Raw genomic sequence first — 12,380 nt, forward strand, 5'->3', positions numbered from 1 at the left:
GATCACACCATAAGCTCTCTTTCTGGTCGAGGGCAATTCGTGCCACGTGTTATAAAAATGTAGCAAAAAGGGTGTTTGTGCCTGAAAAGATGAACATTCTGCGTAGCGCGATTTACGCAACAGGAATAGACTGAAGCCGAGACTCTATTAAAGATGCTAAAGGTTTTTTTATGACACAACAGCCACAAGCCAAATACCGTCACGACTATCGTGCGCCGGATTACCAGATTACTGATATTGATTTGACCTTTGACCTGGATGCTGAAAAAACCGTGGTCACCGCAGTGAGCCAGGCTGTCCGTCATGGCGCGTCCGACGCGCCCCTGCGCCTGAATGGCGAAGATCTGACCCTGGTGTCTATCCACGTAAACGACGAGCTGTGGACAGAGTATAAAGAAGAAGAGGGCGCTCTGGTCATCAATCAACTGCCGGAACGTTTTACGCTGCGTATCGTGAATGAAATTAGCCCAGCGGCGAATACCGCGCTGGAAGGGCTGTACAAGTCAGGCGATGCGCTGTGTACCCAGTGCGAAGCAGAAGGTTTCCGCCATATTACCTGGTATCTTGATCGCCCGGACGTGCTGGCGCGTTTTACTACCAAAATAATCGCCGATAAAACGCAATATCCGTTCCTGCTCTCCAACGGTAACCGCGTGGCGCAGGGTGAACTGGAAAATGGTCGCCACTGGGTTCAGTGGCAGGATCCATTCCCGAAACCGTGCTATTTATTTGCGCTGGTGGCCGGTGATTTTGACGTCCTGCGCGATACTTTTACTACCCGTTCAGGGCGTGAAGTGGCACTGGAACTGTACGTCGATCGCGGTAACCTGGACCGCGCGCCATGGGCGATGACCTCGCTGAAAAACTCCATGAAATGGGATGAAGAGCGCTTTGGCCTCGAGTATGACCTCGACATCTATATGATTGTCGCTGTGGATTTCTTCAACATGGGCGCGATGGAGAATAAAGGTCTGAACATCTTTAACTCCAAATACGTGCTGGCGCGTACCGATACCGCCACCGACAAAGATTACCTCGATATTGAGCGCGTCATCGGTCACGAATATTTCCATAACTGGACCGGCAACCGCGTGACCTGTCGCGACTGGTTCCAGCTGAGCCTGAAAGAGGGTTTAACTGTGTTCCGCGATCAGGAGTTCAGTTCCGATCTCGGCTCACGTGCGGTAAACCGCATCAGCAATGTGCGTACCATGCGCGGCCTGCAGTTTGCTGAGGACGCCAGCCCGATGGCGCATCCTATCCGCCCGGATATGGTCATCGAAATGAACAACTTCTATACCCTGACCGTGTACGAGAAGGGGGCGGAAGTGATTCGTATGATCCACACCCTGCTGGGTGAGGCTAACTTCCAGAAAGGGATGCAGCTGTACTTTGAGCGTCACGACGGTAGCGCTGCAACCTGTGATGATTTTGTGCAGGCGATGGAAGATGCGTCTAACGTTGATCTCTCCCATTTCCGCCGCTGGTACAGTCAGTCCGGTACGCCGATTCTGACCGTGCGTGATGACTATAACCCATCAACTGAACAGTACACGCTGACCATTAGCCAGCGCACGCCGGCCACGCCGGATCAGGCTGAAAAACAACCGCTGCATATTCCTTTCGCTCTCGAGTTGTATGACAACGAAGGGAAAGTGATCCCGCTACAAAAAGGCGGGCACCCGGTGAATTCCGTACTCAACGTCACCCAGGCAGAGCAGACGTTTGTCTTTGATAACGTCTACTTCCAGCCGGTTCCGGCATTGCTGTGCGAATTCTCCGCGCCGGTAAAACTGGAATATAAATGGAGCGATCAGCAACTGACCTTCCTGATGCGTCACGCGCGTAATGATTTCTCTCGTTGGGACGCGGCGCAAAGCCTGCTGGCGACCTACATTAAGCTCAACGTTGCTCGCCATCAGCAGGGACAACCGCTGTCGCTGCCGGTACACGTGGCCGATGCATTCCGCGCAGTTTTGCTGGATGAGAAAATCGATCCGGCGCTGGCGGCAGAGATCCTGACGCTGCCTTCAGTAAATGAAATTGCCGAACTGTTCGACATCATTGATCCGGTGGCGATAACCGAAGTACGCGAAGCGTTAACCCGCACGCTGGCGGCCGAGCTGGCGGATGAATTCCTCGCCATCTATAACGCTAATCATCTTGATGAGTACCGCGTTGAGCATGCCGATATTGGCAAGCGTACGCTGCGTAACGCCTGCCTGCGTTTCCTGGCCTTTGGCGAAACCCATCTGGCTGACACGCTGGTAAGCAAGCAGTACCATGAAGCGAACAATATGACCGATGCGCTGGCGGCGCTATCCGCGGCAGTCGCGGCGCAGCTTCCTTGTCGTGACGCGTTGATGCAGGAGTATGACAATAAGTGGCACCATGACGGTCTGGTGATGGATAAATGGTTTATCCTGCAATCCACCAGCCCGGCTAGAAACGTGCTGGAAACGGTACGCGGCCTGTTGAAGCATCGCTCTTTTAGCATGAGTAACCCAAACCGCCTCCGTTCGCTGATCGGTGCCTTCGCGGGCAGCAACCCGGCAGCTTTCCATGCGGAAGATGGCAGCGGCTATCAGTTCCTGGTTGACATGCTGACTGAACTGAACAGCCGCAACCCGCAGGTGGCGTCACGTCTGATTGAGCCGTTGATTCGTTTAAAACGTTATGATGCCAAACGTCAGGCGAAGATGCGTGCGGCGCTGGAACAGCTGAAAGGTCTGGAGAATCTGTCAGGCGATCTGTTCGAAAAGATCTCTAAAGCGTTAGCCTGATAATATTGCCGGATGGGTCCGGCCTACCATTCACGCGTAGGCCGGATAAGCGGTAGCGCCATCCGGCATTTTTAACCTTGCTTGCGTAGCTGAACTTCATTGTCGCCACGCTGCATCACCCGGTTCAACACCTCTGCTTCCAGTTCTGTCAAACGCACGGAACCAATCCGGCGAGGTCGTGCAATATCCACCGTTAAATCCAGCCCGATTTTTCCGTCCTCAATCAGCAAAACGCGATCGGCCATTGCTACCGCTTCGCTGACGTCATGGGTGACCAACAGTACGGTAAAGCCGTGCTCTTGCCATAAAGAGACGATCAGCTCCTGCATTTCAAGGCGGGTTAAGGCATCCAGTGCGCCGAGGGGTTCATCCAGCAGCAGCAGACCAGGACGATGAATTAATGCCCGGGCCAGGGCCACGCGCTGTTTTTGTCCGCCAGAAAGCGCTGCGGGCCACTCCTGAGCACGATTCTCCAGTCCAACGGCGGCCAGCGCATCTCGGGCCGCATTGTGCCAGTGACCTTTCAGACCCAGACCGACGTTATCGATAACCGTCTTCCATGGCAGCAGACGCGCATCTTGAAACATCATACGCGTATCATCCTGAATTTCCGCCAGTGGGGTGGTTCCGGCAAGTAATGCGCCTGAGGTGGGCGACTCCAACCCTGCCAGCAGACGCAGCAACGTGCTTTTACCACCACCGCTGCGGCCAACCACGGCAACGAATTGCCCGGCCTGTATATGCAAATCTAACTGATTGAGCACTGTATTGGCGGCGTATTGTTTTGTCACGGCGCTCAGCAACAGCGGCGTACCTTGGTTCAAGCGAGCGGTATTCATACGGTAGCCTCCTTTATATGGTAAGCCGGGTGCCAGCGCAGCCAGACTCGCTCCAGCAATTGGGCGCTGACGTCGGCAAGTTTGCCGAGTAAGGCGTAGAGAATAATGGCCACCACGACCACATCGGTTTGCAGAAATTCGCGGGCGTTCATCGCCAGGTAGCCAATACCGGCATTGGATGAAATGGTTTCTGCGACGATAAGCGTCAGCCACATCAGCCCGAGAGCGAAACGCACGCCGACCATAATTGAGGGCAGGGCGCCAGGGAGGATGACATGAACAAACAGTGAAAAGCCGGACAACCCATAGCTACGCGCCATTTCTACCAGCCCACGATCGATATTACGGATCCCATGCCAGGTGTTGATGTAAATCGGGAACAGCGTGCCCAACGCAACGAGAAAGATCTTGGCGGATTCATCAATGCCGAACCACAAAATCACCAGCGGGATCAGCGCCAGATGCGGTACGTTACGCAGCATCTGCACCGAGGTATCCAGCAGGCGTTCTCCCCAACGCGAAAGACCGCTGATCAGTCCCAGCGTCAGGCCAATCGATCCACCGATGGAGAATCCGATCAGCGCGCGCCAGGAACTGATGGCCAGATGCTGCCAAAGCTCGCCGCTGGCGGAAAGCGTCCAGAAGGCTTCGATAACACCCTCCGGAGAGGGTAGTATGCGGTTGGACAGCCAGCCCATTGATGATGCGAGCTGCCAGAGCGCCACCAGACCTACCGGTAAAAACCAGGGCGCGAGGCGCAATAACCATCTGTTTTTCGTCGTTGCCATTAGCCGCTCCTTAGCTTTGTGCGACTTTGCGCGGGATGAATTCGTTTGCAACCGCTTCTCCTTGCTGTTGCAGGCGCTGCGGTTGCGGAATTTCTGGTATCGCGACATCCAGATGCGGGAACAGCAGCTCACCAACCTTGTACGCTTCTTCCAGATGCGGATAGCCGGACAGCACAAAGCTGTCGATGCCCAGCGCGGCATACTCGTTAATACGTGCTGCGACCGTAGGACCGTCTCCAACCAGTGCGGTCCCTGCGCCACCGCGTACCAGTCCTACCCCTGCCCACAGGTTCGGGCTAATTTCCAGTTTGTCGCGTTTACCGTTGTGCAGTGCAGCCATTCGCTGCTGACCAACCGAATCCGTTTTTGAGAAGGCGGCCTGGGCTTTGGCGATGGTGTCGTCATCCAGATGGGCTATCAGACGATCCGCTGCCTGCCATGCCTCGTGCGTTGTCTCTCGTACGATCACATGCAGACGAATACCGAAGCGGATCTTGCGCCCGAGCGCCGCTGCTTTGGCCCGCACCTGTTCAATCTTCGCTTTCACCTGTTCGGGCGGCTCGCCCCAGGTCAGGTAGAGATCAACCTGTTCTGCAGCAAGATCTTGTGCGACATCAGACGAGCCGCCGAAATAAAGCGGTGGTCGGGGTTGTTGTACGGGAGGGAAAAACAGCTTCGCGCCGCGAACGTGAATATGTTTGCCGTTGAAATCCACCGTTTCACCTTGCAGCAAGCGCCGCCAGACCTGAGTAAATTCCGCAGAGGCTTCATAGCGCTCGGTGTGATCGAGGAACACGCCGTCGCCTGCCAGCTCCTGTGGATCGCTGCCGGTCACCAGGTTAAATAACGCCCGGCCATTTGAGAGTCTGTCGAGCGTTGCAGCCTGACGTGCGGCAACCGTTGGCGAGGTAACGCTTGGACGCAGCGCGACCAGAAACTTTAATCGCTGGGTGACCGGGATCATCGAGGCGGCGACCAGCCAGGCATCTTCGCAAGAGCGACCAGTTGGGATCAGAACGCCGGTAAACCCAAGACGATCGGCCGTTTGCGCGATTTGTTGCAGATAACCGTGATCGACAGGGCGCGAACCCTCTTCCGTTCCAAGATAATGACCGTCACCATGGGTGGGTAAAAACCAAAACATGTTCAGACTCATAATTTTTCTCCTGCCTGCTGAGTGGGTTGCCAGATACGCTGGTGAATATCGATTTTTTTCGGCACCAGACGGTTGTCATAAAACAGATCGGCGGTTTGTTGTTGCAGGGCTGCAACAGAGGCGTTGACTGGCACAATGGTGGTTGGCGGACGGTGATCCAGATAAGACGCAATCACCGGTTCTGGCAGTCCCATGGTTTTGGCCAGCAGGGTGATACTGTGCTGGCGCTGGCTGAGGGTTAGCGCATCGGCCTGGCTAAAGGTATCCAGTACGCCAAGAACAAATGCGCCATTTTTCTCGGCATAGGGACGGGCGGCGAGATAAAACGAACCGGTTTGCTTGAGGTCTGAGCCGTCTTTTAGCACGCGTACATCACCTTGCAGTAACGCGGCGGAATAATAGGGGTCCCAGATAGCCCATGCATCAACGTTTCCTTGCTGAAAGGCTGCTCGCGCGTCGGCGGGAGTCAGATAGGTCGGTTGAATATCGGTGAATTTCAGTCCAGCCTGTTGCAGCGCCCGGAGTAGTAAATTGTGGGCGCTGGAACCTTTCTGGAAAGCGACTTTATGTCCTTTAAGCTGCGCGACGCTCTGGATCGGGCTATTTTTCGGCACCAGAATCACTTCGGCTTTCGGCTTGGGCGGCTCGACGCCCACGTAAACCAGATCGGCTCCGGCAGCCTGGGCGAAAATTGGCGGAATATCACCGGTGCTGCCGAGATCGATACTGCCGATGTTGAGCGCTTCCAGCATTTGCGGCCCAGCCGGGAATTCAATCCACGAGATTTTAGTCTGCGGATAGCGTTTCTCGAGTAGCTGATGGCTTTTGGCCAGTACCATACTGACGCTTCCTTTCTGGTAACCAATACGCAAGGCATCGGGGGCCGATTCTGCGGCATGCCCCAGAGTTGATAGCGACAACAACCCACTCAGTGCCAGCCATGACGTGTGACGCTTGAGAAGATTAAGCATGGGCGGCACCTCGCAGGGTGTTCAGTTGAGGAAGTTGGACATCGCGACGATGTAACGCCAGCCAGAAGGTATCGAGCGCACTGTCCAGACGCTGCTGAAGGTTAGGCGTAAACTGAGGTTTATGTTGATAATCAATTACCTGCGAATCATCGGCAAACACACCGTGCAGGATCTCCTGGGCCTTTAATGCGCTCAGTACCGGTTTCAGCGCGTAATCGACGGCAAGCAAATGCGCCACGCTGCCGCCGGTAGCCAACGGCAAAACTACTTTTCCTTCCAGCGCTCGCTCGGGGAGCAGATCGAGCAGGGTTTTCAGGGCGCCAGAGTAAGCGGCTTTATAGACCGGCGTGGCGACAATCAGCCCGTCTGCATCCTGCAATTGTTTGCTAAATGTCTTCAGCGCCGGACTGTCAAAACGGGCATAGATTAGGTCTTCTGGGGCAAAGTTATGCAGGTTCCAGTGAAAGACTTCGACATCATGACCGTTTAGTTTTTCTCGAGCATATTCCAGTAACGCGCTGGAGCGAGAGGGGAAGCGTGGGCTTCCCGCCAGAGTAATGACGCGCATAATTTTAATCTCCCCTTATAACTAATTGTTTGCTTTTGCTTAACATTGATAACAATTTATGCAGTCTGGCAGAGAGATTTTGTTTATCGAAATGATTTATACGGCATAGAAAAGTTGAAAAGTGAATAAAACGGCAGAAGCAGGAAAACGATTGCTATTTATTGCCGCAGGTCAATTCCCTTTTTGCTCGCGATCGCACATAATACGCCCCCGGTTTGCACACCGGGAATCCAGGAGAGTTCATGTACTACCCCTTCGTTCGTAAAGCCCTTTTTCAGCTCGATCCAGAGCGCGCTCATGAATTGACATTCCAGCAATTACGTCGCATTACCGGCACACCGCTTGAAGCGCTTGTGCGCCAGAAAGTACCGGCAAAACCGGTTACCTGTATGGGGTTAACGTTTAAGAATCCGCTCGGGCTTGCTGCCGGACTGGATAAAGACGGGGAGTGCATTGATGCGCTCGGCGCGATGGGATTTGGTTCCATTGAGATTGGTACCGTGACGCCACGCCCTCAGCCGGGTAACGATAAACCGCGTCTGTTCCGTCTGGTCGATGCAGAAGGTTTGATCAACCGTATGGGGTTTAATAACCACGGGGTTGATAACCTGGTTGAGAACGTTAAAAAATCGCATTTTGACGGTATTCTGGGGATTAATATTGGTAAGAATAAAGATACCCCAGTAGAGAACGGCAAAGATGACTATCTGATTTGTATGGAAAAAGTCTATGCTTATGCGGGTTATATCGCGATTAATATCTCTTCACCGAATACGCCGGGATTACGTACGCTGCAATACGGCGAGGCGCTAGACGATCTCCTGACGGCAATTAAAAATAAGCAAAATGATCTGCAAGCGATCCACCATAAATATGTTCCAGTGGCGGTAAAGATCGCGCCGGATCTTTCTGTGGAAGAACTGATCCAGGTTGCTGACAGTTTAGTTCGTCATAATATTGATGGCGTAATTGCGACTAACACCACGCTCGATCGTTCTCTCGTTCAAGGAATGAAAAATTGCGATCAAATGGGTGGCCTGAGCGGTCGACCATTACAATTAAAAAGTACAGAAATTATTCGCCAGTTGTCTCAGGAATTAAAAGGCCAGCTGCCGATTATTGGTGTTGGTGGTATCGACTCGGTGATTGCTGCACGTGAGAAAATAGCTGCTGGTGCAACCCTCGTACAGATTTATTCGGGCTTTATTTTTAAAGGTCCGCCGTTGATAAAAGAAATCGTCAGCAATATCTGAATGCTACCTTAATCACAAACCAGGGCTTTATTTCTAGCCCTGGTTGTTTTATATTCCTTTACTGTTGCTTATTTAAACATTCTGAGCTTTTATTATTAGGGCAATAAACGAAGCGGCAAAAGGATACTGTCGTAACGGTGATGATTAAGGAAAGGAGAGAAACTGATGCGAATTAAACCCGACGATAACTGGCGCTGGTATTATGATGAAGAGCACGATCGTATGATGCTCGATTTAGCCAATGGCATGTTATTCCGTTCGCGTTTTGCTCGTAAAATGCTCACTCCTGATGCATTTTCTCCGTCAGGTTTTTGTGTTGATGACGCCGCGCTTTATTTTTCCTTTGAAGAAAAATGTCGCTACCTGGATTTAGCCAAAGAACAAAAAGCGGAACTGGTGCTCAATGCGCTGGTGGCGATTCGTTATCTCAAACCGCAAATGCCGAAAAGCTGGCACTTTGTTGCGCACGGTATTAACTGGTCGCCGGTCGTGGGTGACGCTGCCTGTGTTGATTTAAGCGATACCGATGAACAGGTAAACCTGTTAGTGGTTGAGCCGGGTGAAAACGCCGCGCTTTGTCTGCTTGCGCAACCTGGTGTGGTTATCGCCGGGCGCACGATGCAGCTTGGCGATGCGATTAAAATAATGAATGACAGACTGAAACCGCAAGCAGTAGTTGACAGTTTCAGCCTTGAGCAGGCGGTTTAGCTCTCCAGCCTGATTGCCGTTTTTGGAACACAGCTGCAGCACAGAATCGTTCCGTCGTCCCCTATCGCTGATTTCTTCAACGGGCTAACTTCGCCATCTACCAGTCGAATTCGACAGCATCCGCAAATGCCTGCCCGGCATGAATAGGGAACCCGGATACCCTGGTTTTCCAGCTGCTCAAGCAATACCTGCTGATTATTTCCGCGAAAGGTCTGTCCCTGCCAGTCAATAAGCACCGTGGCATCAGGCTGCTGCTCGGCGACGGTATCATCAGATTCCGCTGCGCCGTACGCTCTGGCGGGGCCGGTTGCCAAAATCTCTACCTCATCGCCGACGCGAATAACGCCACTGTTGCGTGCGATAAGATTCTGGCCGAAATCGACATCGCCGTTATCTACCGCAGTACGGAAGGTTTGCAGTGTTGCGAGAGGTTCGCCGGATGGATGTTTCTGGCCTTTTTCCGGGCTAACGGTAGTGAAAATACAGCGGCTACAGGGTTTTGCAACATCAAAAATGACGTCGCCAATACGAATCACTTTCCAGGTATCTTCTTCCCAGGCGCCAGCTCCCGAAACCACCAGATTGGGGCGGAACTGTTCCATTTTGACGCTTGCCGGACAGCGCTGTTGCACATCGCGCAGGGATGCTTCGTTGGCCAGCAGATAGGGATAACCATCAGCGAAGGATAAAGGAACATCAACATGTCGTTTTACACGGCGCGTCAGCTGCGGACCGACCCAGCGTAGCTGCACGTCACGGGAGAAAAAACTGCTAAGCCACTGGTTAATAGCCACTGGCGCAATGCGCGCGGTAAAATGATTTCCCCATACTTCAGTTGGCGCATCCTGGGTGGCGAAGTCGGCAAATCGTACGAGCGCACTGCTGCCGTCTGGAGCCGTAAGATGCAGCCCATCGTGGAATGGGGACGGCGTAAAACGGACCATTTGTGGGAACTGGCGGGCGGTTATGAACGTTCCATCAGGTTCAGTGATCATAAATATGCGATCAAAGGCGAGACCGCTAATATCTGCCAGGGCATGCGTAAGCCCAATGCCGCGCATTGATTTAACCGGATGAATAAAAAGTCGGGTTAACGTGACCACTGTACAGCCCCTCGAATGAAAATAAGCCTTCAACTTTATGACATACAGCCCATATTAGCTATAATGCGCAGCAATTTTCTCGGAGTAAAAGTGACATTATGAATTCTCTGTTTGCCAGTACGGCCCGCGGGCTGGAAGAGCTGTTAAAAACTGAACTGGAAAACCTCGGCGCGCTGGAGTGTCAGGTCGTTCAGGGTGGGGTCCATTTTAAGGGCGACACGCGGCTTGTTTACCAGAGCCTGATGTGGAGTCGCCTGGCCTCGCGCATTATCCTGCCGATGGGAGAGTGCAAGGTCTACAGCGATCTTGATCTGTACCTCGGCGTTCAGGCAATCGACTGGACAGAGATATTTAACCCTGGTGCTACGTTTGCCGTTCATTTTAGCGGCCTGAACGAAACCATTCGTAACAGCCAGTACGGCGCGCTAAAGGTCAAGGATGCGATTGTCGATGCATTTACCCGTAAAAATATGCCGCGTCCGAATGTGGATCGTGAATCTCCGGATCTGCGCATCAACGTCTGGTTGAATAAAGATACCGCCAGCATTGCGCTCGATCTGAGCGGTGATGGTTTGCACCAGCGTGGCTATCGCGATCGCGCGGGTCAGGCACCGATTAAAGAAACGCTGGCCGCCGCTATTGTTATGCGTTCTGGCTGGCAACCGGGAACCCCGTTACTCGATCCGATGTGTGGTTCCGGCACACTGCTGATTGAAGCGGCGATGTGGGCAACCGATCGTGCGCCGGGCCTGCACCGCGGGTACTGGGGCTTCAGCGGTTGGGCGCAGCACGACGAAGCCGTCTGGCAAGAAGTTAAAGCCGAAGCGCAGGTGCGTGCGCGTAAGGGACTGGCTGACTATACCTCGCATTTTTATGGATCCGACAGCGATGCGCGAGTGATTGAAAAAGCGCGCAGTAACGCTCGCCGCGCCGGTATCGCCGATCTGATGACGTTTGACGTTAAAGATGTCGCCAAACTGAGCAATCCGTTGCCGAAAGGACCGTATGGGACAGTTATCAGTAACCCGCCTTACGGCGAACGTCTGGATAGCGAACCGGCGCTGATTGCCCTGCACAGCCTGCTGGGCCGTACGATGAAAAACCAGTTTGGCGGCTGGAATTTGTCGCTGTTCAGCGCCTCTCCGGATCTGCTCAGCAGCCTGCAATTACGTGCAGACAAACAATTCAAGGCGAAAAACGGCCCGCTGGATTGTGTACAGAAAAACTATCACGTTGCAGAGACCACCGCGGACAGCAAGCCAGCCACGGTAGCGGAAGATTATGCTAACCGCCTGCGCAAGAACATCAAGAAACTGGAAAAATGGGCGCGTCAGGAAGGCATTGAATGTTATCGCCTGTATGACGCTGACCTGCCGGAATACAACGTTGCTGTGGATCGTTACGGTGAGTGGGTCGTGGTTCAGGAATATGCTCCACCGAAGACAGTTGATGCGCAAAAAGCGCGCCAACGCCTGTTTGACATTATTGCCGCAACGCTGTCAGTACTGGAAATCGCGCCCAATAAACTGGTGCTGAAAACCCGTGAACGCCAGAAAGGCAAGAATCAGTATCAGAAGATGAATGAGAAGGGTGAATTCATTGAGGTAAGCGAGTACAACGCGCGCCTGTGGGTGAACCTGACTGACTACCTTGATACGGGTTTATTCCTCGATCACCGTATTGCGCGCCGTATGCTGGGGCAGATGAGTAAAGGTAAGGACTTCCTTAACCTGTTCTCCTACACCGGCAGCGCCAGCGTACATGCAGGATTGGGCGGTGCGCGTAGCACCACGACGGTTGATATGTCGCGTACCTATCTGGAATGGGCGGAACGCAACCTGCGTCTGAACGGCCTGAGCGGTCGCGCTCACCGTTTAATTCAGGCCGATTGCCTGGGCTGGTTGCGTGATGCCAATGAACAGTTTGATCTGATTTTCATCGATCCGCCGACGTTCTCTAACTCAAAACGTATGGAAGACTCGTTTGATGTGCAGCGCGATCATCTGGCGCTGATGAAAGATCTGAAACGTTTGCTGCGTAAAGACGGCACGATCATGTTCTCCAACAACAAACGTGGGTTCCGTATGGATCTCGACGGTTTGGCTGAACTGGGATTGAAAGCACAAGAAATCACCCAAAAAACGCTTTCCCAGGACTTTGCCCGTAACCGTCAGATCCACAATTGCTGGCTGATTACCGCAGCCTGAAAGG

The 12,380-nt window shown here is 53.1% G+C and carries 10 protein-coding genes; 4 read left to right on the top strand and 6 right to left on the bottom strand.

The annotated features are described in order from the left end of the window. The first annotated feature begins 170 nt into the window (after window positions 1–170). Complete coding sequence (pepN, locus tag OGV98_RS17605) at window positions 171–2,783, top strand: aminopeptidase N (protein ID WP_202580635.1); 2,613 nt, start codon at window positions 171–173, stop codon at window positions 2,781–2,783. 71 nt (window positions 2,784–2,854) lie between these two features. Here the strand turns inward: pepN and ssuB are convergent, their stop codons facing one another. From ssuB to ssuE, 5 genes are read right to left on the bottom strand one after another with little or no spacing between them, the layout of a single operon-like run. Then, entirely contained in the window at window positions 2,855–3,622 is a 768-nt protein-coding gene (ssuB, locus tag OGV98_RS17610) for an aliphatic sulfonates ABC transporter ATP-binding protein (protein ID WP_003035840.1), read from the bottom strand. Continuing rightward, complete coding sequence (gene ssuC, locus OGV98_RS17615) at window positions 3,619–4,410, bottom strand: aliphatic sulfonate ABC transporter permease SsuC (RefSeq protein WP_193339222.1); 792 nt, start codon at window positions 4,408–4,410, stop codon at window positions 3,619–3,621. Before ssuC ends, ssuB begins: the two co-directional genes overlap by 4 nt. 10 nt (window positions 4,411–4,420) lie before the next feature. Beyond that, complete coding sequence (ssuD, locus tag OGV98_RS17620) at window positions 4,421–5,566, bottom strand: FMNH2-dependent alkanesulfonate monooxygenase (RefSeq protein ID WP_048219161.1); 1,146 nt, start codon at window positions 5,564–5,566, stop codon at window positions 4,421–4,423. Next, the gene (locus OGV98_RS17625; RefSeq protein ID WP_202580634.1) at window positions 5,563–6,537 is read right to left on the bottom strand and encodes a sulfonate ABC transporter substrate-binding protein; all 975 of its coding nucleotides are present in this window, start codon (window positions 6,535–6,537) and stop codon (window positions 5,563–5,565) included. The genes ssuD and OGV98_RS17625 overlap by 4 nt, the downstream gene beginning before the upstream one ends. After that, complete coding sequence (gene ssuE / locus OGV98_RS17630; RefSeq protein ID WP_202580633.1) at window positions 6,530–7,105, bottom strand: NADPH-dependent FMN reductase; 576 nt, start codon at window positions 7,103–7,105, stop codon at window positions 6,530–6,532. The genes OGV98_RS17625 and ssuE overlap by 8 nt, the downstream gene beginning before the upstream one ends. 242 nt (window positions 7,106–7,347) lie before the next feature. Between ssuE and pyrD the strand changes: the two genes are divergently transcribed. Together pyrD and zapC are read left to right on the top strand one after the other, a co-directional pair. Beyond that, entirely contained in the window at window positions 7,348–8,358 is a 1,011-nt protein-coding gene (gene pyrD / locus OGV98_RS17635) for a quinone-dependent dihydroorotate dehydrogenase (protein ID WP_003831973.1), read from the top strand. A 165-nt stretch (window positions 8,359–8,523) separates the two neighbouring features. Further along, a complete protein-coding gene (gene zapC, locus OGV98_RS17640; RefSeq protein ID WP_003035852.1) occupies window positions 8,524–9,066 on the top strand; it encodes a cell division protein ZapC in 543 nt (180 codons plus the stop codon). Here the strand turns inward: zapC and OGV98_RS17645 are convergent. After that, window positions 9,063–10,169 carry a YcbX family protein gene (locus OGV98_RS17645; RefSeq protein WP_032948943.1) on the bottom strand — a complete coding sequence of 369 codons (1,107 nt, stop codon included), beginning with the start codon at window positions 10,167–10,169 and terminating at the stop codon, window positions 9,063–9,065. The two genes, zapC and OGV98_RS17645, sit on opposite strands and share 4 nt — an antisense overlap. Before the next feature lie 98 nt (window positions 10,170–10,267). Between OGV98_RS17645 and rlmKL the strand changes: the two genes are divergently transcribed. Beyond that, entirely contained in the window at window positions 10,268–12,376 is a 2,109-nt protein-coding gene (gene rlmKL, locus OGV98_RS17650; RefSeq protein WP_003035856.1) for a bifunctional 23S rRNA (guanine(2069)-N(7))-methyltransferase RlmK/23S rRNA (guanine(2445)-N(2))-methyltransferase RlmL, read from the top strand. Window positions 12,377–12,380: the final 4 nt, after the last annotated feature.

Origin of the sequence: Citrobacter sp. Cf136, assembly GCF_030333815.1 — a bacterium.
GTDB classification, from domain to species: domain Bacteria; phylum Pseudomonadota; class Gammaproteobacteria; order Enterobacterales; family Enterobacteriaceae; genus Citrobacter; species Citrobacter freundii.